Here is a 25934-nt window from a genome sequence, read left to right as displayed (position 1 = left end):
AAAAAAAGGTCATCTACTCTCAAACTACAGAGCAGACGACCTTTTTTTGTAGAATGATATCTATATTAATCGCGCAATTTGAATTTACTTAGATCTTCTTGCAGTTGGGTAGACATATCACTTAATGATTCTGCAGAAGCATTAATTTCTTCCATCGAAGCTAATTGTTGCTCGGTTGCCGCAGCCATTGTCTCTGCTTCGTCCGATGTACGCATTGACACTTCAGACACTTCTACAATAGAAGCTGTTACTTCTTCCATCCCTGCTGATATTTCTTCAGAGGTAGCTGATACTTCTTGAATCTGGGCACTCACTAACTGGGTAGCATTCAAAATTTCATTTAACGTCTGATGAGCATTCTGAATAGCTTCAATACCGCTCTCTGTTTCTGTCTGTGTCTGTTCCATCGATTGAACGGCTTGTTGAACCAACTGTTCGATATCAGCCACCAGACGGGAGATTAAGCCTACAGATGATTTGGTCTGCTCTGCTAACTTACCTACTTCTCCAGCTACCACAGCGAATCCACGTCCATGCTCTCCTGCACGAGCCGCTTCAATATTCGCATTTAGTGATAACAATTGAGTCTGTGCGGCAATATTCATAATCACAGTGACAATCTGTCCAATTTCTTGCGAATGCTCTGCTAACACTTTGACGGTATCGCCGGATTGATGAACCGAATCACGAATACTTTCCATTTGATTGACAGCAGATACCAATTGCTGATCGCCAAATTGAGCACGTCCTGTCGCTTGAATCGAAGATTCAGCAACTTCTGATGCTGATTCAGCAATACGAGCGATACCAACCGACATTTCATTCATTGCATTAGCCGTTTCTTCGGTTGCTTTTTTCTGCGTATCGGTTCCTGAAGAAACCCCTTGAATCGCTTCTGCAATTTGTTGCATCGCTTGAGTCGATTCATTAGCGACATCTTTAAGTTGTATAGAAGCGGCGGATGATTGGGCGGCAATATCCTGATTACGACGTAATAATAGATTCAATTCTTGAATGGTCTGATTAAAAGCGTCTCCGACCTGACGAAGCTCGTCTTGAGTAGTGAGATGAATATGCTGAGATAAATCGCCTGATGCCATCGCTGTCGCTCCATCACGCAAACGTTGTACAGCTTCACGAACACTCCGGTAAAAAGCAAGATAAAATAAAGTCACTAATAGTAAAGCGAGTATAGTAATTCCGATAATAATGTTTCTGGATTCGGTTAAGCCATGAATTCGTTGTTGCAACAATTCATTCAGCTCATTAGATATACTATTTGTAAATGTATGTGTAGCCTCTATAGTCTGAGTTGCAGCATCATAAAATGTTGATGGGGTTGTAGCAAACGTTTTATCTGTGATTAGATCATTATTTACAGTTGTAAGGAATTGATCTAATGTTGCAAGTGTTGTTTTCCCTTGTGCACCCAAAATACTTTCTAATTGACTGTTATTTTTATACGCTGTGTCTAGAGAATCAGCAATTCCGTCACGAAGAGATTGCATTTGACCTTTTTCTAGCAAAATATCAACCAATTCAGCTTCTGTTATCTTTTTCTTTTGTAGAATGTTCTGACCTTCTCCACGAAGTTGAGCATTTTTTTCCATAGTCTGAGTTAGTTGATTCACGAAAACATCCATTAAATAATAAGAATCAATCTCTGTATCTAACGACATGCCTGAATCGTCTGCTGTAATCAGTACAAAATTATTCATTTTATTAATAATAGCGGTATGGCGATCAAAGCTGTCTGCATTATTTAATGAGAATTGTTCTGTTTGTAGAGTTTTCCAATCTGCTTGGATCGATTGCCACTGCTTGCTAGAATCTGCAAATTCATTTTGAGCTACAACTTGATCGATCTTTTGGATTTGTGTATCGATTTCTTTTTCTGTAGTTTCGATATCTGGTTTGACGTTTGTTAATCCATTGGTATAACTGCTATATAGTGCGCGATGTTCTTGAACCGCTAGAAAAAGAGGAATAATACTATTTATAGAAGTGATTCCTTTTTGCTCTTGATGAGTAATATCAATTTTTTCTTGATGTGTGTTAAACCAAATGACAAATAGCATAATAATCGGAATACAGAACAAAAAACTAATCAGCATAAATTTTTGTGCGTAATTCAATCTAGATATTACTTTGGTAAAAGGCAACAGAATCTTAGTTGACATTGACATTTTCCACCTTTGTTCGACATTTTTTTCGTTGAATCCACTATTTTTATCGGACAGTTTACACTGTTAAGTAATAGAAAAAATAAAATGATGTTCTATTTTAGGTATCTCATGTCATTCATTATGATGTAATCTTTACTGCTTACGTGTATCTGTGCTGGTATCAATAAAAATATCATTTTGCATTTTACAGTACTGTTAGTAATGATCTATATAACAAAAGATGTAATTCATAAGCTCAATTTGTAATTTCAAAAAAGGCTACCTACTCTGAATGTACAGCACAGATAACCTTTTTTGAGACATACTATCTATATTAATGACGCAATTTGAACTTGCTGAGATCCTCTTGCAATTGGGTAGACATACCACTTAATGATTCTGCGGAAGTATTGATTTCTTCCATAGAAGCTAATTGTTGTTCGGTTGCCGCTGCCATCGTCTCTGCTTCACTCGATGTTTTAGCAGACACATCTGCAACTTCAATCATAGAAGCTGTTACTTGCTCCATACCTGCTGATATTTCTTCAGAGGTAGCAGAGACTTCTTGAATCTGAGCACTTACCACTTGAGTCGATGCCAAAATATCTTTTAACGTCTGATGTGCTTGTTGAACTGCTTGAATCCCTTGCATCGTTTCGTGATCTGTTAGTTGAATAGAAGCGACCGTTTGCGATACTAATTCAGTAATATCACGGACTAACATAGAAATCATTTCTACAGAAGACTTCGTTTGCTCTGCTAACTTACCTACCTCTTCAGCTACTACGCTAAATCCTCGGCCATGTTCACCAGCGCGCGCGGCTTCAATATTTGCATTTAATGATAGCAATTGAGTCTGTGAAGCGATCCCCATAATGACAGTTACAATCTGTCCGATTTCGTTAGAATGTTCGGATAGTGTACGGACTTTGTGACCTGATCCATCTACTGACTGACGAATACTTTCCATTTGTGCTACAGCGTCGACCAATTTTTGATCTCCAACATATACCAGTTCTGTTGCTTGAATAGACGACTCTGCTACGCCTGATGCCGCTTCAGCAATGCGTGTAATACCTATCGACATTTCGTTCATCGCATTCGCTGTTTCATTCATTGATTTCTTCTGTCCTTTGTTGCCTTCAGAGACGCTTTGAATCGCATCAGCAATTTGTCCCATTGCTAATGTCGATTCGGTCGATACGATTTTCAAATGAGCAGAAGCTGTTGCAGATTGATCCGATACTTGTTGATTACGATGCAACAACTCATTTAGAGACAACATCGTTTGGTTAAATGCATCTCCCACTTGTTTCAGTTCATCTCTAGTCTGAAGTACAATCGTTTGCGAGAGATCCCCTTGCGCCATAGCATCTGCACCATTTTGTAAGCTTCTGACTGATTGCAAGACATTGCGGTAAAACGCGATATAAAATAGTGCCACAAGTATAAGGACGAACAAAGTAATTCCCAAAATCAGATTGCGCATATACGTTAATTCTTGTATACGTTTGGCAATGAGAACATCTAATTCATTAGCAATAGATTCTGAAAACTGTTGTAAAGACTGAATCGTTTGCGTACCTGCCGCAAAATAATCTTTAGAAGAACCTTTTAAGCTTTCATCATTAATAATTTGATTGGTGACGATATCTACAAATGCATTCATTTGACTGATATTTTCGTTTCCTTTTTCAGCAAATAATTGTTTTAACTGCGGGTTATTGTCATACGCTGTATTTAAAGAATTAGTGATATCTTCAATCGTTAATTTCATTTTGCCTGTATTTTCTGTGATTTTTACAACGGTATCATGATTATTCTGTTTGCTAATCAGTAGTGCTGTTCCTCTACCACGCATTTGTGCTACCATATCTGACGTTTGCGCTAATTGTTTGGTAAAAATACCAGCTAGTGAAGTGGAGTCAATATCGCTATCTAGAGATAATCTCGATTCATTCGCACTTTTTGTAATAAAATTCATCATTTTTTGGATCAATTCACTGTGACGAGTAAAACTATCTTCTGCATTTAAAGAAGATTGTTCTTTTTGTAATATACTCCAATCTGTTTGAATACCTTGCCAGATTGTAATCGATTGAGGTAGTTGTTGCGATTGGATAATAGGATCAATTTTTTTTATTTCTGCGCTAATATCTTGTTCAGTCTGACTCAATTGTGATTGAGCATTCGTATCTCCTGATACATAATTGCCATAAAAAGCACGATGATTCTGCATCAGTAAAATAAGTGGGAAAATGCTATCAATATTAACTATTCCTTTTCGTTCTGAAGATGACATTTGAATTTTAGCTTGTTGATTCTCAAACCAAATACTGGTTAATAAGAGTAAAGGTAGCGCACATAATACACTAATTAATATAAATTTTTGTGCGTATTTGAGCTTAGATATAACAAACGTAAATGGGGATAGCAATTTCTCTATCACGACAATAACCGCCTTTTTTCGACATTTTATAGTTCTTAATACTTATCGTCACTATTATTATTTTATTTAATAGATAGTGCAAAATTTTTTTGTGGACTATAAAATAGTGGAAAATCAAATATCTTATCTACTCAAATGACCTAGCTGTAGAAGTTGATGTTTTACATTTATAGCTATGGATATTAGGCAAGGCATCTGTTAACATTGAATCGTATGTAACGACCATATTCAGCATTCGGTTGGCATTTTATCATGCTAATACGTACAGCTTAATAGCTGAATGTTTTTGAATAAGTCATTGGGGTATATGAATAGTATTTGCTATTACTAAGTGCTCGGCACTTTAAATATACAACTGTCCGATCCATACTATGTATTGAAGCAACACAACATGGATATCGATATCGACGACAATAGGGGGAATACAGATGGGATTGACACCGCAACAGCGCATTCAGCTTCATAATTTTAACAACTTAACAAAATCTTTAAGCTTCAATATGTACGATATTTGCTATACACGCACGAAAGAAGAGCGTGAAGCCTATCTTGCTTATATTGATGAACAATACAATGCAGATCGTCTAGGGAAAATCTTAACGAATGTATGTGATATTATTGGAGCTCATGTGCTGAATGTGGCGAAGCAAGATTATATTCCACAAGGAGCAAGTGTAACGATGTTGATCTCTGAAGGTCCGGTAGAGACAGCACCTAATGCTTCTTTTGAAGAATCACCTGGTCCATTGCCAGAGCATGTATTGATGCATCTGGATAAAAGTCATATTACCGTGCATACGTATCCTGAATACCATCCTGATGAAGGTATCAGTACATTCCGCGCGGATGTTGATGTGTCTACTTGTGGCGAAATCTCACCACTAAAAGCATTGAACTTCCTTATTCATTCATTTGATACGGATATTATGACAATGGATTATCGGGTACGTGGATTTACTCGTGATATTCAAGGACACAAGCTATTTATCGATCATGATATTAGCTCGATTCAGAACTATATTCCTTCTGAAATCAAAGACACTTACGATATGATCGATGTGAACGTCTATCAAGAAAATATTTTCCATACGAAATGTAAATTAAAAAAATTCGATCTGGATAATTATCTATTCGGCTATACCAAAGAAACATTGACTGAAGAAGATCAAGATCAGATTACACAACGTCTCAAAATGGAAATGGACGAAATCTATTACGCCAAAAATATGAATACAGATCGTTCGGTCTAGTCATTATGAGTGAAGCTATTCTACGAAAAATAGACCGACGCAAAGAAGATTGGGGCGCAGAGTTCTATGCCCCTGTTTTTAATCAATATATGGGCGTCTATGTTGGTGATCCGGACATTTCTACAGAAGCGGTAGAAAAAGTAGTTCAAGCGTTTAATCAGTTGGATCAGGATACCCTTGCTAAATTATTTCAATTTTCATGGGATTACTGTAAAAGCTTCTGCGATTATGTAGGCGACCAAGAGTGTCCGTCTATTCAACAACCCGAAGAAATTTTACAGTATATCGAACCTATTGATCTGATGATAGAGATGGATCCCGAACGAACCGAGACGATTATTCGTATAGAGCTAAATTGCGATTGGGAAGTAGAACATGGATTAGAATGGTTGATTCGAGATCAGCAAATTTTGTATGTAGGTAGTTGCGAAGTTCCTGACGCATGGAAAGAACTATCGTACTATGAGAACTACAGTCTTAACTTTGCTTTTGGCAACAATTACGATAATCTTTAGCAAAAAAAGCTCCAAACCTATTCACTGTGCTTGAGCGTGAATGGTTTGGAGCTTTTTATGTTGTACGATCATTTGAGCTTCTATGCATGATCACTAGCGATACGTTGTCGAACTTGTGTTAGACATTTTTGTTTTAATGTAGTTACTTTTTGCATAAAGCTATCTGCACGCTGTTGATAATAATGATGTTGTTCTTCATCTTGCAGAGTCACCAGATTAATTTCTACCGTTAGCAGTAAAGATTGCGCCGAAGCTTCAAACAAAATAATACTGATGCCGACATCCGATAAAACAGTTCGATTGCATATCTCAATCAACGGTGATGCGCTATACAGACCGTACAGACAACATTCCATTAACTGTAGCGGAATATCAATCGACTGTAATTTCATCGTCTGTAGAGTTTGCTTGCGTTCCTGCTTTTCTTTGTCAGTATGATGTGGCAGACGTAAAGCTTCAATATATTGTCCAAATGATTCCATATCTTTATTCATCAAATGCTCACAAGCACTTCTAATCTTATCCATATCTTGTAGTGCTTGATTCACTTCTACTTGCACTTCTTCATATCCTTCGCCTTGCGAAAAGTGGGCGGTCATCGAAGTCATCGCTGCACCGAGAGCTGCAACAATTGCAGACACACTACCTCCACCAGGTGTCGGTTCTGCTTCTCCTAACTGCTTCATTACTTCACGCAAAGATTGATCCCAAGACACTGTATTAACTTCTTTATTCACCTGTACGCCCTCCTGATAAAATCATCTTATGATGTATTTTACCCTGTTTGGCGACGATTCATTTGCCATTCCAAAAAAGCTTTGGTCAATAACGTCAATACCGCTAGAAATACTAGTAACGACGACACTGCAAATGAAGCGGAAAATTGATATTCATTGTACAGAATTTCGATATGCAGTGGTAATGTATTGGTTTCTCCGCGAATATGACCGGATACCACCGATACAGCTCCAAATTCGCCCATAGCGCGTGCATTACACAAAATAATGCCATACAGTAAGCCCCATTTAATATTAGGCACAGTCACCCGCCAGAAGATTTGCCAGCCTTTCGCTCCAAGACTTGCTGCCGCTTCTTCTTCCTGTACGCCTTGGGCTTGCATAAGTGGAATTAATTCACGCGCTACAAAAGGAACAGTCACAAAAACAGTCGCTAATACAATCCCCGGCAAAGCAAACACAATCTGAATATTATGCTCATCTAACCATGGTCCAAGATATCCTTGAGCACCAAATAACAAAATATAGACTAACCCTGCAATAACAGGCGATACAGCAAAAGGTAAATCGATCAAAGTAATCAGCGCATTTTTACCACGAAAACGAAATTTACTAATCGTCCATGCCGCCGCTATTCCAAATATCGTATTCAGCGGTACAGCAATCAAAGCGACGACTAATGTTAAGCGTAGTGCTGACAAAGCATCTGAATCTGTAATAGAAGCTTCGTATACACTCCAACCTTTTTTGAAAGCTTCGATAAAGATACAGACTAACGGCAACACCACCATTAAGCCTAGAAATAACAAAGCAATACTAATCAATGTCCAGCGTACAATGCCTGATTCATTGATATGCCGGGGACGATCCGCAGATGTGTGCGAAAGGTGTGCAGTAACAGCACCAGCCATATGTCGATCTCCTTTCTTGGCAATCTATCCGCCTTCAATCGTGCGGCGATTTAACCGCCATTGCATAAAATTAATCAGCAATAACAACAAAAACGAAATAATTAACATTACCAATGCAATCGCTGTAGCTCCTGCATAATCATACTGTTCTAATTTGGTCATAATGAGCAGTGGCGCAATCTCTGTTTTGAGTGGCATATTACCTGAAATAAATACAACAGATCCGTATTCCCCTATCCCACGAGCAAATGCCAGTGCAAAGCCTGTCAATAAAGCAGGCATTAATTGTGGCAATACCACTCGATAAAAAGTTCGCCAGCGATAAGCACCTAACATCACTGCGGCTTCTTCTGTTTCTTGATTCAAGTCTTGCAATACTGGCTGAACCGTACGGACGACAAAAGGAATACCGATAAAGATCAGCGCAATCGTGATACCCAGAGGGGTATAAGCAATTTTCCAACCGAGCGGGGTAAATAACTGCCCTATCCATCCATTCGGTGCATAGATTGTCGTTAATGCGATCCCTGCTACAGCTGTTGGCAAAGCAAACGGCAAATCGATTAAGCTATCGATCACCTTTTTACCCGGAAAACGATAACGTACCAGCACCCAAGATAACAGTAGCCCGAATATCAGATTAATAGCTGCCGCGCAAAAAGCAGTGCCAAAACTAATTCGATACGATGCCAATACACGCGGATCAAGAATGGTATGCCAGAACTGTGCCCAACTGAGTTCGGTCGTTTTGATAAAAATACTTGCCAGTGGAATCAAAACAATTAGACTTAAATAAGCAATCGTGAACCCCATCGACAATCCGAATCCCGGCAAAATAGTACGTACTTTGGATGGACGAAGCTTGGTGGTACGAACAGGTTGAGTACTCATTAAGAACCCGGTGTATAAATCTGATCAAATAATCCACCATCACTGAAATGCTTCTGCTGTGCTTCTCTCCATCCTCCGAAATCTTTATCTATCGTCAATAACTTCATTTCTTTAAATGTATCTTTGTATTTAGCGGCGATCTTTTCATTGATCGGACGGTAGTGATTTTTGGCGGCGATCTCTTGTCCTTCATCCGAATAGAGATACTCCAGATACGCTTTGGCAACATCCTGTGTACCATGTTGCTCGGCTACTTTGTCTACAACAGCAACCGGCGGCTCTGCTAAAATACTGATCGATGGATAGACAATTTCAAATTGATCAGGCCCTAACTCATTAATAGATAGAAAAGCTTCATTTTCCCAGGCTAACAATACATCGCCTAATCCTTTTTCTACAAAAGTAGTCGTAGCTCCTCTGGCTCCAGTATCGAGAACAGGGACATGTTTGAATAATTGGGCAAGATAAGCTTTTGCTTTTTCTTCATCATTGTTGTTTTGTTGTAGTGCATAACCATAAGCGGCAAGATAATTCCAGCGTGCTCCACCGGATGTTTTGGGATTGGGTGTAATGACCTGTACATCGTCTTTGATCAGATCATTCCAGTCTTTAATATTTTTGGGGTTGCCTTTGCGTACAAGAAATACAATCGTGGATGTATACGGAGAACTATTATGTTCAAATTTGGACTGCCAATCTTCAGCAAGCAATCCTTTGTCTGCAATCGCATCAATATCATAACCAAGTGCTAAAGTAACCACATCTGCTTTGAGCCCATCAATAACAGAACGTGCTTGCTTACCAGAACCACCATGAGATTGTTTGATCGTAACGTCTTGACCGGACTTCTCTTTCCAATATTTTTGAAAAGCAGTATTGTATTCTTCATACAATTCACGTGTCGGATCATACGATACATTCAGTAGCTCTACCGCATCTTTATTGGAACCTGTATTTCCTTCAGCGTTGTTAGTAGCACTACTATTTCCCCCGCAAGCACTCAGCACAAGTACTAAACTTAGCAACACACTAAATACAGACCCTAATTTGTAGCTTCCCTTTTGATTGTCTCTCAATCTCAACACCCCATCATTTCGATTTTTCTACTTAAATTTAATAATTCCTACCTGTTTACTTTGTTATGTAGAAACTTTATCAAGCTTTGTATCGACAATCAATATAACTTTTTATATTTTTGGGTAAAACTGGATAGAAGTTTGTAGCATTTCAAGCGTTCAGATAAAGAACATCTATATCATCTCCAAAATGAATCTTTTTTCTTTTACAAACATGCTTTGTCATATCAAGGGTGACTCGGGTATAATATTGTATATTGAATACATGTATCCGTACATATTTCGGGGTACCCATATATGACGAATAGAGAGGACGATTCCATGATCCGGTTTGGTATTATAGGCACTAATTTTATAACAGAGCGATTTATTGATGCTGCGCAACGGAATGATGATTTGCAGATTACTTCACTGTACTCACGCACACTTGAACGTGCACAACAATTTGGTGGCAAACACAATATTCCACATGTGTTTACAGATATTGCAGAAATGCTAGAAAGCGGGCAAGTAGACGCTGTCTATATTGCTAGCCCTAACTCTTTTCATGCAGAGCAAGCAATTCTATGTATGAATCATGGTAAGCATGTATTATGTGAAAAACCACTGGCTTCTAACGTAACCGAAGTTCGCGCTATGATCGAAGCCGCTAAGCAAAACAACGTTACTTTGATGGAAGCGATGAAATCAACGATGATGCCGAATCATATTGCGATTCATGATAATTTGTATCGGATCGGACAAGTACGTCGTTATTTTGCAAATTACGGGCAATATTCTTCTCGTTATGATGCTTACAAAGAAGGCAATATCCAAAATGCATTTAAACCTGAATTCTCCAATGGCGCTTTGATGGATCTCGGCGTTTATTGTCTGTATCCGCTTGCAGTAATGTTCGGTCGCCCGAATGAAGTGAAAGCTACAGGGGTAATGTTAGAATCCGGTGTCGATGGTGAAGGTAGTATTATTTTGTCTTATGACGAAATGGATGCTGTCGTAATGTATTCCAAAATCACAGACTCCTCCCTCCCTTCTGAAATTCAAGGTGAGTTAGGCAGTGTACGTATTGACAAAATCAGTGAACCTCAACAAATTACGATTACGTATCGTGGCGGATATGAAGAAGAGATTAATGTGAGTCAATCCGAACCACCGATGTATTACGAGATTCGTGAGTTTTTGAATTTGATTATCGAAGGTAGACAACAATCGTCTATCAATTCATGGGAACATTCTTTGATTACATTTGAAATTATGGATGAAGCCCGCCGTCAATTAGGTCTGGTCTTCCCTGCTGATTCTAACTAATCACAGACTAGCAACAGAATAAGCGCTTACGCTTTTCTGGATAAAAGGAGTGTCTATCACCTTTGAGTATTGGTATATATCATGCTACTCATCCTTTGCAGTTGCTTCCTTCTGCACGTATAGAGGCTATGGTGGATGCGGCAGTAGAGCTTCAAGTGGAGATTCTTTTTTTCGATGAAAAAGGACTTGATCTCAAAAACAAACAGGTTACTGCTTCGGTTCCAGACCCTGATCAACCAGGGCAATGGATTATTCAGACACTTCCTTTACCAGATATCGTGATCAACGAAATGGGCAAGCTACCTAAAGAGCGATCTTCGGTAGAACAAAAGTTAAATCGGATGGTCACGTTCACATCACATCCGATTCATGGCAAATTGCGTATTCAACAATATTTGAGTCAATCGGAATCTTTAGCTCAACTGGTTATTCCTACACAGCCCTGTCGTAATATCCACAGTGTACAAGACTATTTATCACATTATCGTCATGTGATTGTTAAGCCAGATCGTGGACGACAAGGTCAAGGGATTGTAAGTATACGTATGACCGGACAAGAAGAATTTCTATGGCAGACAGCCACAACTGAACAGATTATGACATCTGCTGGATTAGAGAAGTCATTGATGGCGCTGATTGAACATCAAGATTATCTAGTACAACCGTATATTCATTGTCAGACTACAGATCATCGTCCATTCGATTTTCGTATTCATGTACAACGTAATCATCAAGGGGATTTTGAGATCACGAGAATCTATCCACGGATTGGTGAAGCTCATACTGTTGTAAGTAATTACAGTCAGGGTGGAACTACAGCGTTGTGGACATCATGGTTACAAGCACAATTTCCACAGACCGCAGATTATTGGATCAATACTTTACCTGAGGTTGGATTGCAATTAGCAGAGTATATTGATGCGATGTATGATTATCCTTTGGATGAGTTAGGGATAGATGTAGCGATTGATCATGAAGAAAAGTTATGGTTCTATGAAGCGAATACAGCTCCACAGACACGTGATCATGAGTATGAACGTGCTATGCATACGATCGGTTATGCTCATTATTTAGATCAGCGTTATCATATATTGGAGCAATTGCCTTCATTACCTGATGATCAAATTATGATTGGACTGTTAGCCGAACATCATGGCAATGATAGTGATGAGAATTTTATCGAAGCTTGCGCTGCTGTTGCTGCTGTTAATGGAGCTAGATTAGTACGCATCTATGCTGATGATATCTTTTTTCGGCAACAACGACTGTTAGGTTATGTATGGGAGCAAGGCGGATTTGTTCCTTATGCGTGTCGTTATCCTGATGTAGTATTTGATCGATTGAAAAAAAGAGGAATTGCTGCTTATTCTCGCATGTATGACGCGCTGGCTTCGATTCCTGCTACTCATGAATTGAAAAGCGGTTCGATGAGTAAAGTGCATATATATCGTCTGCTAGCAGATGCTTCTGAGATCGTCTCGGCATCGGTGATTCCTTTTCACGATATGCAACAATCTGATCAAGTGGTGGAATTTATGGAGCAGTATGAAAATACGGTGCTCAAACCTGATACTGGCTCACACGGGCAAAATATATTTAATATTCAGCAACGGGAGTCAGATTATGAAGTGTATGATCAATCGTATCTGCATTACCTAGATGCTACTCAATTGGATCATTTTGTCCGTATGTCATTAGGTAAAGGTTATATTTTTCAACAGTTTGTAGATAGTTCTACTACAGAAGGTCACCCTTTCCATCTTCGTACCCATGTGATGAAAGTTGGCGAAGGACAATGGAAAGTTGCTTTTGTACAACCTTTTGTTGCCGTATCCACGTATCGTAAAGTGACTAACCATGCTCAAACGTTACGTTTATCTACCAAATGGGACTGGTTTCTAAATATGGAATACGGCGAAGCGCCCGGACAACAAATGGATCGTCGTGTTCGTCAATTAGCGATCGAGACAGCAACTCATCTTGAGAAACGTCTGGGACGTAACTTCCCTGAAGTAGCGATTGATCTAGGAGTCGATAAGCAACGTAATATTTGGATATTTGAAGCGAATTTTAACCGAATTGGCAATTCATTTCATGCTTTTGAAGCTGCTAAATATGCAGTTCCTTATGCAATCTCTTTGTATAAGCCCTTATCTTAATCAGAAAGTAATCTGTTATGCTTATATACAAAATAAAACCGGAATATCCTGCTGCTATAGATCAGCAGTGAATATTCCGGTTTTTTGTTGCTTTCTATGCGTTTACGATTATTAATTAAGAAGCCCTGAATCTTGTAGCCATTTCACCAGCATAGTTGCTCCTTCAGACTGGGTCGTAGTTGGAGAAGCTGTTAATGCGGATCCTTTAGCAGATTCTACACCTGTATTGTTCCCTGAAGAGATCGCTTGATCTAATTCTGCTTTTGCCCATTGGCTGGATGAATTGTTACTAGCATTTGCCATATTGTTAGCGTTACTGCTTTGATCCAATCCATAAGCAGAAGCAGCTCGTGTTAAAATAACAGCCAGTTGCTCTTTGCTAATCGTACGGTTCGGAGCAAATTGAGTAGCTGATATTCCGCGTAATACACCTGCATGATAAAGTGCTTGAATTGCTTTGGCTTCCGATGATGATGGATCAATATCAGTGAATGTTGAAGCTGGAGCACTATTCACATTTATACCGAGTGCATTGACCAGATAGGAAGCCAATTGTCCGCGTGTTAACAATCCATCATTAGCCACAGTAGCTTGATTGCTAACCGGAATAATTTGTTTATCAACTAATTTTTTCAATTCTGGTGAAGCATTGGTCACATTGTTAGAAGGATTGACTTTGACAATAGTAAATGTCCCATTTTCCAGACTATGAATACTGGCTTGACCTTGATTATCAAATACAACAGGAACTACATGCGTACTTCCATCGGTATCGGTAGATAATGCAATATATTGATCATCGCTAGCAGCATTTTCAGGAGCAGCTACACTTAATTGTACATAACGATTGTTGTAATTATTAAGTGTATTGACTGTACCATCATTATCGATTTGAACACTGACTTGATATGTTCCACCTGCTGTAGTGACCGGATTGCCTGCCCAGTTACTGAACGACGCAGGTGATACTTTTTCAGCTTTGATCGTCCAATTCGCTGTAGTGTTATTACTCAGATTGAGATTGCGATTAACATTAGTAAATGCAGATGCTGGCACATAGATGCGGACGTCGCCTGTTTGAATCGCTAATCCATTTTGCTTGGCTACTAATGATTGCACCACATTACCTGCAAAATTGAATTGATATTGTTGCTTACCTGTAATTGCATTAGCAGCAATCGTAATCGTTTCTTTCGGCGCGGCGACTTCGGTAGCTGCATGAACACGATCGTAGATCAGATCAAGTACAGCACTATTATCGTCTGACTTGGATAAGGTTGCTGCACCTTTGGTACGTTCACTATTACTACCTGTTGCTGTTCCATTGGTATCTTTTGTTGAATGTACTGCATCAATAGTTACCGGTTGTGCCACCACAGGTGTAGGTGTAGAAGGCGTAGTTGGTGCTGGTGTTGTCGGTGTATTTGATGAAGGATCTTTATCTTCTTTGTCTTTTTTCACTTCGATTGTTACTGTAGCGACTTCTGATTGATTGTTTTGTGGATCAGTAACATTATACGTAAAAGTATATGTTCCGACAACTGTTCCGGAATATTCAAATGTACCTGTAGATGTATTGGTTAATACGACTTTCCCTTGTTGTGGTTGAGTCAGTAAATGATATGTTAGATTGTCGTTAGTTTCTTCATCTGTAGCTTGTAACTGACTGCTAAATACTGTTGATTTTTTGATGATAAAGCTTAAACTTTTCGCGATTGGAGCCGCTCCACTTTCTCCATGTGTCAAAGAAGAAGAGCTACCAAAGAAGTTTTGCTCAAAATAAAGCATTGAATTACCATTGTATACGGTAGGTTGGTCTGAAGAAGTCTGATATGAACTGGAAGAAGTAGAAGGCGATGATAGACTTTGTGCTCCTGTTACAGTGGGTGCTGCGACTAATCCAGTCGCCAGAATAGAAGTACCTGCGATTTGCATAACCTTTTTGACTGTAGAATTCTCTTTGTTTGTATTTTTCATACTTAATGATCCGCCTTCTCCCTAATGAATATAACGTAACGATTTAAAATACTTAACTTATTAATATATTGTATTTTTATCGGAATTTTATACATTTTTTTGAATAGAATTTTAGCGAATATTGTTAAAATATAAAGAAAAAGCAAAGACACTATCTATGTCTTTGCTTTTTCTTTATATTTCCTTATTGTAAATTGTAATAATATGATATTAAGATAGTTGTGTAGCGATCATCGCTAGTAGCTGAGTGCGAATCTCTGTATAATTGACAGCTTCTGTATCTGGCTGATGATCCGATTCACGAATCGCATGACGAGCATTGAACCAGATCATATGCCAGTGAGCACTGACGGCTCCCACTACATCATTACGCCAGGAATCACCGATAAAGTAGCTATATTCCGGCACTGTATCTGTCTGTCGATTGACATAAGCAAATATAGCAGGATCAGGTTTTTCCAAACCAATCTCCCCTGAAATAAATATTCGATCACGCGCAAATACTTGATCCATATGTAATGCGCAAATCTTTTTCCATTGATGTTCAGCAGGCCCATTGGTTAATAAGCCCACCGTGTAACCTTGATCCATCAATTCATGAATCAATTCGACTACCCCATCATACGGACGAATATCGTACTGGCATCCTAAATAAATCTCCTGCATATGCTTAGCTTGTTGCTCATTGATCTCAATCTCAAATTCCTTCAAAGTCAAAATGAAGCGCTGGTAACGCATTTCTTCTAACGAAAGAGCATGAGGATTCTGAGGCGATACTAACACTTCACTATAATAACGAAAACGTTGATATACATCGCCATACGATAATGACTCCTGTTGGTCTGGAATCACTGTTTGCAATGCTTCAAAGAGCGGTTGCAAATGATCGTATAACGTGTCATCAACGTCAAAAAATATACCTATTTGTTGTGGATTCAATGGGTCGGATTCTCCTCGGTCATTAATTCATCCAGCGCTTTACCATATTTACTGATACGTTCCATATCTTTGTCTGTTGAGCTCAAAATACGTGACGGGTCCATATTATCTTCAATATCGGCAATTTTGACTGGACGAGCTAATGAATTTTTTTTAGCACGTTTTACAAATTCATGATAATCTTCATCTTCACTACGACTTAATGCTTGGACAGCTTCTACAATTTCATTAGAAAATCCTTCAGCAGATAAATCATGAGCTGTTACATCGGTGTCTTCCAACACATCATGCAAAACAGCAATAATTCGTTCTTCTTCAGTCGTCATTTTTAACATCACGCGCAATGGATGTAAAATGTAAGGTAAGCCTGATTTGTCTGTTTGCCCTGAATGCGCACGGGTCGCTAAAATAATAGCACGATCTAAATTACTCATCTTATTCACATCCTTTGGTTAGAGTGATTATGTTGATACACATGTTATTTATTACACACGTATAGCCGGATGAATCACTTCACCCGGCTGAACGTTATCAATTAATCAGGATATACATTAAAATCAGTTAACAATTGTACACATTGACCATCACTATCATAACCGATATAACTATGGTAAATACCGTTACCAAAACCGCTAGAAAACAGTGCGATATTATGCCCGTTATCCAGTTCTTGCACCAGCCAGCTTCGTGTATGAAGATAGGACTCTTCTGCTGCTAATTCCCATGCTTCCATTAATTCTTGAGCCACTTCAGGATTTTCTTGTTCTTGTTGAAAAGAAAGCCATGCATATGCTTCGGCATCTAGAAAACTACCTGTGCCAGAATCCACTGCATACCCCCAACGTTCATGTTCATCCATTTGATATAAGCTAGCATCTGGCTGAACTTCACGCTCTGCACCTACCCATCTAGCAACAGGAGCTTGACTAAACGTAATGCGTGCAAAAGCAATCCGTTCATCTACATGATCTTTATGCCGATCTGTTGGATCGGTAATACGAGCAATAGATAATTCTATTGGAAAAGAACCTGTGGGGAAAGTCTGTACAAAAGGTGTAGATTCGATCAAGCTGTATGGATCATCGGCTACAATCTTGCCGGTTATCACACGCAGTTCCCCGATAGACTTGGTATAAAAAGCAAGATTACGTCTCTGGCCTCTCCATAATTTAACTTGTTCTAAGGCAAATCCGTCTTTAAAAACTTCTTCCAGCACCTTACTTTCTTTAAGAACCTCGCCCATCTTCTTTTCCTCCAATCAGATGTAGATTATTTCCCATTATACTCCTATTTAAAGAATACGGTACATGTTATGATCAAAAAGTTTTGAATTTTCACTTAAAATTTTTGGATATTGAGTGCAATATCTGCATTACTCGCATAAACCTCACATTTACCATTGAATGATAGCGTAGAATCAAGCATAATATGATACGATGCTGTAACAAGAGTTCATTCAGAAAATATTGCTTTATCGCGTTTGGATTGCCAAGCGCTGGATGTAAGATATTTTGCTTTGCAAAAATCATTTTTGATTTGAATAGAAGAATTCGCGCTTATGGTGCCAAGCGCTAGATGTAAGATATTTTGCTTTGCAAAAATCATTTTTTTATTTTATATGTCGCGCTTATATTGCTAAGCGCTTAGAACGGAGAATAGCTTTGGATCAACCATCAACGATCAGTCGGGCGATTTTTGAAATTATGGATACTTGTCTGCTGGCCGGTAAAATTATGTTGCAAAGTGGTGCAGAGACTTATCGGGTAGAGGATACGATGATTCGTATTGCAGAAACGCTCGGTATTCCCGGGTCGCACAGTTATGTAACCCCTACAGTGATTATGTTTTCTACCAATGGAACAGATCCTGCTAAATTGATACGTATTGCAGAACGGACAACCGATTTACACAAAATTGCTCAAGTGAATCTGGTGTCACGCCGTATCAGTAGCGGGGAATTGAATGTCAATGAAGCATATGAGTTATTAAAAGTGATTGAAGCTGCACCAAGTGAATACAGTGTTCGTTTGCGAATTATTGCAGCAGCGATTGCTAGTGGATGTTTTAGCATTATGTTTCAAGGAAGTTGGAGCGACTTTTTGCCTGCTATTGTAGCAGGTGGGGTAGGTTATGCGGCTTCACTTTATTTACACCGCTGGGTACAAGTAAAGTTTTTCGCTGAATTGTCTGCGGCATTTCTGATCGGATTATTAGCAGCTATATTTATTAATTTGGGCTGGGGCGATCAACTGGATAAAATTATTATCGGTTCTATTATGCCACTGGTTCCCGGGTTACTTATCACCAATGCGATTCGTGATCTGATGGCAGGTCATTTGGTATCCGGTATTTCCAAAGGAGCCGATGCGCTTTTAACCGCTTTTGCGACCGGATCAGGAGTAGCGATTGTGTTAACATTTATCTATTGAATTTAGAATGAGAGAAGGTTATATGCATTATGCTGGCGCAATTAATTACCAGCTTTATTGCTTCGGCAGGGTTTGGTATTATTTTCAATGCTCCGCGAGCTTCTTTACTACAATGTGGCATCTCAGGAATGTTAGGCTGGATGGTGTATATATTGCTGTATGAAACATTGACTCCTGTCTCCGCTTCTCTGATCGCAACTGTTATTGTTGGTGGAGTCAGTCAGATTTTTGCTCGTATGTACAAAACACCGGTGATTATCTTTAGTGTAGCTGGTATTATTCCACTTGTTCCTGGAGGACTTGCTTACAACGCTATGCGCAAATTTGTTGAAAACAATTATGCTGTAGCTATGGAATTAGCTGCTCAAGCCGCTATGATATCCGGCGCTATTGCTCTTGGTCTAGTGTTATCCGAAGTTCTGAATCAAATGATACGCCGCGTGATCAAATAGATCCCGGCGTATTTTTTATATTTTATCTCGGCTGTAATGCTATTAACAGGATATTCTATTTATGATTATACGGGCAACCGTTCTGCGCTATAATCTTCAATCAAGCGATCAATAAACTGATCTTCCACTTCTAATATAGAAGCAGTACAGATCATATCGATATCATCACTTACATACGCCGCTAGATCCGAATCTCCGCCACCTTGCATCACCTGTGTAAAAGCTAAGCGGCTCCATTCAGTAATCTGTGCTTGCTCTGCTTCGGTAAGACGATCTCGCTCTAATTTCTGATAAGCACCGATCCACTCGGTATCAAAATCAGCACGATCTCGATACTCTAGATACGATGCACTGTCTAGTTCTTTGAGCAAAGAAGCAGGCAGTAATGATCCTTGCTGTAATTTTATTTTCAAAGCTTCGATCGATTGCTTATCCATGCGCAACCTCCTTGAATTTTATCACTAGACAATCGTACCTTGTTCTAACCGAATCCATAGATTCACATGATCAAATCCAGCAACGACTGCTTTTAACAAATGCCCCGGATATAAGCTTTCGGCAGGAATCCCTTTGACACAGTCGCCTACATTAATCACACCTAGCGCATCATTCGGTAGACTCAAAATAATGCCTTGCGGATAAATAACTTCAACGATGCCTTTAACATGATCGCCTATTTTAAATGTTTGTTGCGTCTTTTCCCAATCTTTCATATAAGGCTTCATTGCTTCTTGCCATACTTTTTCAAATTCTTCGGCTGAAATATCTTCCCGAATCGCTTGATTCATATCTTGATCAAACTGTTGATCATATAGACAAAAATGTAGCTCTTCATCACGTTGACTGGATACGATCCACCGTTCTTCATCTTCGATCACTTCACGCAATACCGTCTGTTCTTCATTAATTTCAAAATAATAATTCTCATCATTCTCTTCATAGCTCAAACGGTAATATTCCATAACCTTGATCTACTCCTGACTTTGGGAACGACTAGATTCCTGTACTCCTGCATAATAAAGATTACCCGGATTAAGATCGATCACTACTCTACGAGGGGCAATCAATGAAAATTGATGCTCACACGTCCAGCGCTGTTCTTCATCTTGTCCAATCGTTTCTCCATCGGTAATAATATCGCCTTGCTCATATAGATAATGCGCAATATCCATCAAGAAACCAGCCACTTCATTCGGATTCATATCATAAAAGTGACACTGCACATCCGGCACACCGAGCGCAGCTAACCCACAACTATCCATAACCATCTCTTGACGTTGTTGCTCGGATTGAATATTGTACAATCGAATATTTAGCGCGCCATACAGATCTTGTTCTTCTTGTAGAGCAGCTAAAAAAGCTTCTGGTTGAATCATTTTATCACTGCTACGCCAGTAAATTGCATCACATGGAGCAACTTCAAGTATAGCACGCAACACTTGATTAAAAAGTTGTAGACGCTGTTGATGAGGTAGCCCGCGTGCCATCATATCGGTCAACATCAATTCATAATTACATTGCTCAACGACCGCCGAAGCTTCTTGCCAGTGCCATGATTGCTGTAGAGCAGTCGCATAGGATTCCACTTGAATTGGCGTTTCTGAAGGCATAAGCACCGTTTGTACAGGCAAGTCTCCATCTTCATAATTGATGATATGATTGAGATGGAAAAAATGGTAATAATCTTTCGGGTCTACTTCTGTCTCTACATCATCAGTAGGGTTAGCTTCCCATACAGCCAGTGATTCTTGTTCGGTTCCTTCATCGTCTACAATGGTATGAAGAGGCCCTGTGTATTCCTGTACTTTGGCATACAGTATATCTCGATCTATAGTGGGTGGTGTACAATATAGCAATTGTGCAGAGTATATATTAAAAAATCCAAAATCCTCATCAGCTTGTTCATTTTGCTCATTATGATCGTGTTCATTCATACTCATAACATATCTTTCCCCTTTCGCTCAATGGCTCACTTAAGTAGTATTAACCTTTTTTTATGTAGTCGGCGCATTATTCTATGATTTACTGGTAACAGATGTTCGTCTTTTATCATACAATTCCTATGTGTTAACGTAAACCTATGATTTGGTCAGATTGGATTGTAAAGGGTGAAGTATGTTTAAATAGACTTATAGGCTAACAGCCAAGGAGGTCATGAATATGATTCATCCCAATACGATTAAAGTACGTGAAGATATTTGGAATTTTGCAAATGCTATTGATGAAAATGTAATGAATGAACATAGTCAGCCTAATAAGTGGACGATAGCACAGGTGTTAGAACATTTGTATCTGATGGAAACGGCAATTACAGCAAGATTACGAATGAAAGTAGCAGAAAACAATCCAGCTCCTTCTTCTATGCCGTCGACTCCATTTCATCTTACTCTGGATCGCAATCGTCATACGCCTGCACCTGCTGCTCTAGTACCTGCTGATAAGCACTGTACACTGATTGAATTGCAGACAAGACTGATACGTTCACGCGAACTTTTTGTTGAATTGATCGAAAGTATAGATCCAGTGATGCTGGAAAATCGTACGATGGATCACCCTATATTCGGCCCACTTACTTTACAAGAATGGACTGAATTTATTGGACTTCATGAACAACGCCATTTAGAGCAAATGAAAGAAATCGAAGCAGAATTATCACAATATCATTAATAGGCATATCCTTTATCTTAAAGATCACATAGATAATCCTTGATATGAGCAATGATCCAGAAGTAATCCTGCTTTCTAACAAGCCTTCTCTTCTATAAGAGAAGGCTTTTTTAATCTATAATACGTATCAGATCGTTTTATACTATGTACCAGATTGTTAGGATAAATGAGATGATAGAAGTGCCGAATCTTGTACGTATTTGTCCTAACAGCTATTCCACGTTAAAATAGATATAATGTGACAACGTATTCTATAAACGATAAGGGGACTAATACACATGGACGACAGAATCGCCAAAATTCGTGGACATATGCAAACAAATGGATTGGACAGCTTACTGATTACCGATCCCAAACATGTATACTATCTCACTGGATTCGCCAGTGATCCACATGAACGCTTTTTAGGGCTTTTTATTCCAGATGGAGACGAAGCCTTTTTACTATTACCTGCACTTGATGAAGACAAAGCTCGGAGCGCTTCTAGCGTCCCACGTATAGAGACACATACGGATACAGACAATCCTTATGTACGGTTGAAACAATGTGTCAAAGGTAGTATTGGCAATCTGGGTATTGAAAAAGAAAATTTATCTGTTGCGAGATATGAACAACTGTCAGAAGTACTCGGGGCGACTTCGTATCAAGATATCGGCAGTATGCTTAATTCAATGAGATCACGCAAATCACCGGACGAAGTGAAACGAATGAAACATTCTATCCAATTGATCGAAGAAGTATTACGTCGTGGTCTATCCAGTGTACGTATTGGAGTGACAGAGATAGAATTAGTCGCTGAACTTGAATACCAGATGAAAAAAGTAGGTGCTGAAAAACCTGCTTTTGATACGATGGTTCTATCCGGTCCGAATACTGCTCTTCCTCATGGCGTACCGGGTACTCGTAAAATTGCTGCAAATGAATTATTGATGTTCGATCTTGGTCTATTTGCAGATGGATATGCTTCAGATATTACGCGTACATTTGCTATTGGAGAAATCGATGCTGAACTGAATAAAGTCTATCATACGGTGCTAGCTGCTAATGAAGCTGCTATTCAAGCGACTAAGCCAGGAGTAACTTTTGCCTCTATCGACAAAGCTGCTCGTGATGTAATTACAGAAGCTGGATATGGTTCTCGATTTGTCCATCGTCTTGGTCATGGATTAGGTATGGATACTCATGAATATCCTTCTGTACATGGTCAAAATGAAAATCTATTGCAAGAATGTGTATTGTTCACTGTTGAACCAGGTATCTATATTCCAGGTCATGGTGGCGTACGAATCGAAGATGATGTTATTGTGACTGCGGATGGTGTAGAAGTGCTAAGTTCATTCCCTAAAGAGTTAACAGTTTTAGGTTAATTTGCACCTTCACATATACTATTTCTGATTATTATTGCTGATTTTTGATATATTTTATAGCAGTACGTTATATGCTGTTAGTTCATCTCATACAAAAAAGACACGCCTCAGATCAGTTAATCTTTTCTGGACTGCGTGTCTTTTTTATATTATGGCTTGGCTATTTCTTGTGTTTCTGCTTCTTTTTCTTTAGCGATCTGGTAGCTAATCATTAGCGGTTTGTCTTCTTCTGCTACTTTCATACCTCGTGCAATGTACAAGAACGGTGTACCTGCTGCGGTAAGTACGAATTTAAGAATATACGTTGTTAAAAATATTTCAATCCAAACTTGCCATTCGTATACACCCAAGAAAGCAATACTACAAAATACCAGTGTATCGACAAATGAACTGATCATTGTACTTCCGTTATTACGTATCCATAATTGATGTGGCGCAGGAAACAATTGGCGCAACCATGTATATAGACGTACATCTAGGAATTGACTAATTACATATGCAGATAGACTAGCTACCATCAATGTAGGAATTTGGTCAAAAATTCTTGCTAAAGCAAATTGTACTTCTTCAGAATCATCAACACCAGAAGGTGCAAATCCTAAAGCCATTTTCATAACAATGGTCGTCATAATCAAAGTGAAAAATCCAAACCAAATCGCTTTCCTTGCTACTTTAGGTCCAAATTTCTCATTCAACAGATCGCTTGCTAAATACATACTCACATACATCGTATTACCAAGTGTCGTCACAATCCCAAATAATTCGATTGTTTTAATTACTTGAATATTGGCGAGTACTGTAGCAACCCCAATCCAAGCATACATTCCTTTAATTCCAAATAACCGATAACATAACGTAAACAATCCATAATTGACGATAACAAATAAAATGCCCCACCATATATTGAACATACTTTTCCCCCTAGTTTTGATAACGCGGGATGGTTACGAACCGCGGATCAATCACTGAAAACCTGTTTTACTTTATCATACGAGCAAGCAAGCTGCCAACTATTATAACTAATTTTTCCATAAAAGATATGTCATTATAGATATTGATCTTCTTTTGAGCTGAAAATAACAGGCATCATATCAATCCTACCACTTTATTAAAACCCAAAAAGTCTACTCTTTATCTATAACGATAAGGAATAGACTTTTTGAATGTTTATCTATTATTGCATATACGCTAAAATGAATGATTATTTACGAATTAAGAAGCTTCTGCTGTATCCAGATCACGATCAGGTTGATTGTATACCTCTTTATTCTGTTCTTTTAGCAATTTACTACTAATTACGCCAGATGTCATTGATCCGCTAACATTCAGTGCTGTACGCCCCATATCGATCAATGGTTCTACAGAGATCAATAGACCTGCTAGAGCAACCGGTAGATTCATCGTAGACAATACGATCAATGCTGCAAATGTAGCTCCACCGCCTACACCAGCTACACCTAATGAACTGATTGTAACCACTGCGATCAATGTCAAAATAAACTGCCAATCTAATGGATTGATGCCTGCCATTGGTGCAATCATAATCGCTAGCATAGATGGATAAATACCTGCACATCCATTTTGTCCGATAGTCGCTCCAAAGCTAGCAGATAAGTTAGCAATCCCTTCGGATACACCTAACTTCTTCGTTTGTGTTTCTACATTCATTGGAATCGTAGCCGCACTTGAACGCGAAGTAAAAGCAAATGTAAGTGTAGGAATAATCTTTTTAACATATTGAACTGGATTCAGACCTGAGATCGCTAAAATAATCAGATGAACAACAAACATTGCGATCAAAGCTACATAAGAAGCCACTACAAAGTTAATCAATTTCAGTATTTCTTGACCACTTGTCGTTGCAACCATTTTAGCAATAAGCGCTAAAATACCGTAAGGCGTTAGACGCAGAATAATCGTTACCATGCGCATAACCACACCGTAGATCGCTCCCATCATATTCTGGAACATTTCACCTTGTTTTGGATTTTTGCGTATAAGACCCAACGCTGCTACCCCAACAAATGCTGAGAAAATAACAACTGCTAACGTAGAAGAACGACGAGAGCCTGTCATATCTGCAAAAGGATTAGTCGGAATAAATTCCAACAACTGTGCAGGTAACGACATATCTTCTACATCACCTAGACGTTCTTGCAATATCACGCCACGTTGTTGTTCCGCTTCACCAGCAGGAATATCAAGAGCAGTTAGATTGAATCCAAGTGCTACTGTAATTCCTATCGCTGAAGCAATTGCGGTAGTGAATAGCAATACCCCGATAATCGAACCACTGATTTTACCTAAATTTTGCTTACCACTCAGATTAAGAATTGCCATAATGATCGATACCATAATAAGTGGAATAACGACCATTTGTAATAATCCTACATAGCCACTACCTACAAGATCGAACCATTCCATAGAGTCAGAGATCACTTCTGAATCCGGCGTATAGATCCATTGCAAGACTACTCCGTATGCAATACCAAGGATTAACCCGGCAAATACTCTTTTTGTAAATGAAATATGCTTTTTCTGCATCCAACCGAGAAGAACGATCAGTAAGATCAGAACAGCTATATTCACAATAACTAGCAAAACATTCATTTTGACACCCCTTTGATATATATGTAGTGACT

Annotated in this window: 23 protein-coding genes; 8 read left to right on the top strand and 15 right to left on the bottom strand. The window is 38.9% G+C overall.

From position 1 onward, the window contains the following. Window positions 1-65: 65 nt before the first annotated feature. Together QE450_RS03020 and QE450_RS03015 are read right to left on the bottom strand one after the other, a co-directional pair. Window positions 66-2180, bottom strand: coding sequence for a methyl-accepting chemotaxis protein (locus QE450_RS03020; protein ID WP_307296802.1), 2115 nt, complete (start codon window positions 2178-2180; stop codon window positions 66-68). Window positions 2181-2499: 319 nt separating this feature from the next. Continuing rightward, the gene (locus QE450_RS03015; protein ID WP_307296799.1) at window positions 2500-4614 is read right to left on the bottom strand and encodes a methyl-accepting chemotaxis protein; all 2115 of its coding nucleotides are present in this window, start codon (window positions 4612-4614) and stop codon (window positions 2500-2502) included. 428 nt (window positions 4615-5042) lie between these two features. Between QE450_RS03015 and speD the strand changes: the two genes are divergently transcribed. Further along, window positions 5043-5864, top strand: coding sequence for an adenosylmethionine decarboxylase (gene speD / locus QE450_RS03010; protein ID WP_273615359.1), 822 nt, complete (start codon window positions 5043-5045; stop codon window positions 5862-5864). A gap of 5 nt (window positions 5865-5869) precedes the next feature. Beyond that, entirely contained in the window at window positions 5870-6379 is a 510-nt protein-coding gene (locus QE450_RS03005; RefSeq protein ID WP_307296794.1) for a DUF6985 domain-containing protein, read from the top strand. A gap of 80 nt (window positions 6380-6459) precedes the next feature. Here the strand turns inward: QE450_RS03005 and QE450_RS03000 are convergent, their stop codons facing one another. From QE450_RS03000 to QE450_RS02985, 4 genes are read right to left on the bottom strand one after another with little or no spacing between them, the layout of a single operon-like run. Beyond that, window positions 6460-7116 (bottom strand): cyclodeaminase/cyclohydrolase family protein, encoded by a 657-nt coding sequence (locus QE450_RS03000; RefSeq protein WP_273615357.1) that lies wholly within the window; start codon window positions 7114-7116, stop codon window positions 6460-6462. Between the two features lie 38 nt (window positions 7117-7154). Then, a complete protein-coding gene (gene cysW / locus QE450_RS02995; RefSeq protein WP_273615356.1) occupies window positions 7155-8027 on the bottom strand; it encodes a sulfate ABC transporter permease subunit CysW in 873 nt (290 codons plus the stop codon). Between the two features lie 24 nt (window positions 8028-8051). Next, window positions 8052-8918, bottom strand: coding sequence for a sulfate ABC transporter permease subunit CysT (cysT, locus tag QE450_RS02990; RefSeq protein WP_307296787.1), 867 nt, complete (start codon window positions 8916-8918; stop codon window positions 8052-8054). Beyond that, entirely contained in the window at window positions 8918-9994 is a 1077-nt protein-coding gene (locus QE450_RS02985; RefSeq protein ID WP_307296784.1) for a sulfate ABC transporter substrate-binding protein, read from the bottom strand. Before QE450_RS02985 ends, cysT begins: the two co-directional genes overlap by 1 nt. Window positions 9995-10315: 321 nt before the next feature. Here QE450_RS02985 and QE450_RS02980 point away from each other — a divergent pair, with 321 nt between their 5' ends. Both QE450_RS02980 and QE450_RS02975 read left to right on the top strand, forming a co-directional pair. Next, window positions 10316-11302, top strand: a complete 987-nt coding sequence (locus QE450_RS02980; RefSeq protein ID WP_273616258.1) for a Gfo/Idh/MocA family protein — start codon at window positions 10316-10318, stop codon at window positions 11300-11302. A gap of 62 nt (window positions 11303-11364) precedes the next feature. Beyond that, window positions 11365-13461, top strand: coding sequence for a YheC/YheD family protein (locus tag QE450_RS02975; RefSeq protein ID WP_307296781.1), 2097 nt, complete (start codon window positions 11365-11367; stop codon window positions 13459-13461). Window positions 13462-13572: 111 nt separating this feature from the next. Here the strand turns inward: QE450_RS02975 and QE450_RS02970 are convergent, their stop codons facing one another. From QE450_RS02970 to QE450_RS02955, 4 genes are all read right to left on the bottom strand, one after another. Continuing rightward, on the bottom strand, window positions 13573-15438 hold the full coding sequence (locus QE450_RS02970) for an S-layer homology domain-containing protein (RefSeq protein ID WP_307296778.1): 1866 nt from the start codon (window positions 15436-15438) through the stop codon (window positions 13573-13575). A 210-nt stretch (window positions 15439-15648) separates the two neighbouring features. Further along, entirely contained in the window at window positions 15649-16377 is a 729-nt protein-coding gene (locus QE450_RS02965; RefSeq protein ID WP_307296775.1) for an HAD family hydrolase, read from the bottom strand. Further along, window positions 16374-16811 carry an HD domain-containing protein gene (locus QE450_RS02960; protein WP_273615350.1) on the bottom strand — a complete coding sequence of 146 codons (438 nt, stop codon included), beginning with the start codon at window positions 16809-16811 and terminating at the stop codon, window positions 16374-16376. The genes QE450_RS02965 and QE450_RS02960 overlap by 4 nt, the downstream gene beginning before the upstream one ends. 101 nt (window positions 16812-16912) lie before the next feature. Further along, entirely contained in the window at window positions 16913-17620 is a 708-nt protein-coding gene (locus tag QE450_RS02955) for a DUF4241 domain-containing protein (protein WP_273615349.1), read from the bottom strand. A gap of 460 nt (window positions 17621-18080) precedes the next feature. On the opposite strand from QE450_RS02955, the gene QE450_RS02950 reads away from it, so the two are divergent. Both QE450_RS02950 and QE450_RS02945 read left to right on the top strand, forming a co-directional pair. Then, on the top strand, window positions 18081-18806 hold the full coding sequence (locus QE450_RS02950; protein ID WP_273616257.1) for a threonine/serine exporter family protein: 726 nt from the start codon (window positions 18081-18083) through the stop codon (window positions 18804-18806). Window positions 18807-18835: 29 nt separating this feature from the next. Then, window positions 18836-19258 carry a threonine/serine exporter family protein gene (locus QE450_RS02945; protein WP_273615348.1) on the top strand — a complete coding sequence of 141 codons (423 nt, stop codon included), beginning with the start codon at window positions 18836-18838 and terminating at the stop codon, window positions 19256-19258. 65 nt (window positions 19259-19323) lie between these two features. Here QE450_RS02945 and QE450_RS02940 read toward each other — a convergent pair whose 3' ends face one another. From QE450_RS02940 to QE450_RS02930, 3 genes are read right to left on the bottom strand one after another with little or no spacing between them, the layout of a single operon-like run. Further along, complete coding sequence (locus tag QE450_RS02940) at window positions 19324-19695, bottom strand: hypothetical protein (RefSeq protein WP_274170612.1); 372 nt, start codon at window positions 19693-19695, stop codon at window positions 19324-19326. 24 nt (window positions 19696-19719) lie between these two features. Next, window positions 19720-20220, bottom strand: coding sequence for a hypothetical protein (locus QE450_RS02935; RefSeq protein WP_301261605.1), 501 nt, complete (start codon window positions 20218-20220; stop codon window positions 19720-19722). 9 nt (window positions 20221-20229) lie between these two features. Next, window positions 20230-21198 (bottom strand): DUF4261 domain-containing protein, encoded by a 969-nt coding sequence (locus tag QE450_RS02930; RefSeq protein WP_307296768.1) that lies wholly within the window; start codon window positions 21196-21198, stop codon window positions 20230-20232. A gap of 220 nt (window positions 21199-21418) precedes the next feature. Between QE450_RS02930 and QE450_RS02925 the strand changes: the two genes are divergently transcribed. Continuing rightward, on the top strand, window positions 21419-21925 hold the full coding sequence (locus QE450_RS02925; protein WP_307296765.1) for a DinB family protein: 507 nt from the start codon (window positions 21419-21421) through the stop codon (window positions 21923-21925). A 278-nt stretch (window positions 21926-22203) separates the two neighbouring features. Next, window positions 22204-23292, top strand: coding sequence for a M24 family metallopeptidase (locus QE450_RS02920; protein WP_307296763.1), 1089 nt, complete (start codon window positions 22204-22206; stop codon window positions 23290-23292). Between the two features lie 149 nt (window positions 23293-23441). On the opposite strand, the gene QE450_RS02915 is transcribed toward QE450_RS02920, so the two are convergent. Continuing rightward, complete coding sequence (locus QE450_RS02915; protein WP_307296760.1) at window positions 23442-24203, bottom strand: queuosine precursor transporter; 762 nt, start codon at window positions 24201-24203, stop codon at window positions 23442-23444. Between the two features lie 301 nt (window positions 24204-24504). Then, a complete protein-coding gene (locus QE450_RS02910; RefSeq protein WP_274170616.1) occupies window positions 24505-25902 on the bottom strand; it encodes an L-cystine transporter in 1398 nt (465 codons plus the stop codon). Window positions 25903-25934 lie beyond the last annotated feature (32 nt).

Source organism: Paenibacillus sp. SORGH_AS_0306, from assembly GCF_030819345.1.
In the GTDB taxonomy this organism is placed as follows: domain Bacteria; phylum Bacillota; class Bacilli; order Paenibacillales; family Paenibacillaceae; genus Saccharibacillus; species Saccharibacillus kyungheensis.
The sequence above is the reverse complement of the archived record's forward strand: the minus strand, read 5'-3'. Positions and strand labels throughout refer to the sequence as shown.

Bases quoted from the DNA above. Each gene is read 5' to 3' on its own strand.
- QE450_RS02920 (WP_307296763.1), top strand. From the start codon at position 22,204: ATGGACGACAGAATCGCCAAAATTCGTGGACATATGCAAACAAATGGA.
- QE450_RS02925 (WP_307296765.1), top strand. From the start codon at position 21,419: ATGATTCATCCCAATACGATTAAAGTACGTGAAGATATTTGGAATTTT.
- QE450_RS02955 (WP_273615349.1), bottom strand. From the start codon at position 17,620: ATGGGCGAGGTTCTTAAAGAAAGTAAGGTGCTGGAAGAAGTTTTTAAA.
- cysW (WP_273615356.1), bottom strand. From the start codon at position 8,027: ATGGCTGGTGCTGTTACTGCACACCTTTCGCACACATCTGCGGATCGT.
- QE450_RS02935 (WP_301261605.1), bottom strand. From the start codon at position 20,220: ATGGAATATTACCGTTTGAGCTATGAAGAGAATGATGAGAATTATTAT.
- QE450_RS02945 (WP_273615348.1), top strand. From the start codon at position 18,836: ATGCTGGCGCAATTAATTACCAGCTTTATTGCTTCGGCAGGGTTTGGT.
- QE450_RS02950 (WP_273616257.1), top strand. From the start codon at position 18,081: ATGGATACTTGTCTGCTGGCCGGTAAAATTATGTTGCAAAGTGGTGCA.
- speD (WP_273615359.1), top strand. From the start codon at position 5,043: ATGGGATTGACACCGCAACAGCGCATTCAGCTTCATAATTTTAACAAC.
- QE450_RS02930 (WP_307296768.1), bottom strand. From the start codon at position 21,198: ATGAGTATGAATGAACACGATCATAATGAGCAAAATGAACAAGCTGAT.
- QE450_RS02970 (WP_307296778.1), bottom strand. From the start codon at position 15,438: ATGAAAAATACAAACAAAGAGAATTCTACAGTCAAAAAGGTTATGCAA.
- QE450_RS03005 (WP_307296794.1), top strand. From the start codon at position 5,870: ATGAGTGAAGCTATTCTACGAAAAATAGACCGACGCAAAGAAGATTGG.
- QE450_RS02960 (WP_273615350.1), bottom strand. From the start codon at position 16,811: ATGAGTAATTTAGATCGTGCTATTATTTTAGCGACCCGTGCGCATTCA.
- QE450_RS02940 (WP_274170612.1), bottom strand. From the start codon at position 19,695: ATGGATAAGCAATCGATCGAAGCTTTGAAAATAAAATTACAGCAAGGA.
- QE450_RS02910 (WP_274170616.1), bottom strand. From the start codon at position 25,902: ATGAATGTTTTGCTAGTTATTGTGAATATAGCTGTTCTGATCTTACTG.
- cysT (WP_307296787.1), bottom strand. From the start codon at position 8,918: ATGAGTACTCAACCTGTTCGTACCACCAAGCTTCGTCCATCCAAAGTA.
- QE450_RS02915 (WP_307296760.1), bottom strand. From the start codon at position 24,203: ATGTTCAATATATGGTGGGGCATTTTATTTGTTATCGTCAATTATGGA.
- QE450_RS03020 (WP_307296802.1), bottom strand. From the start codon at position 2,180: ATGTCAACTAAGATTCTGTTGCCTTTTACCAAAGTAATATCTAGATTG.
- QE450_RS02980 (WP_273616258.1), top strand. From the start codon at position 10,316: ATGATCCGGTTTGGTATTATAGGCACTAATTTTATAACAGAGCGATTT.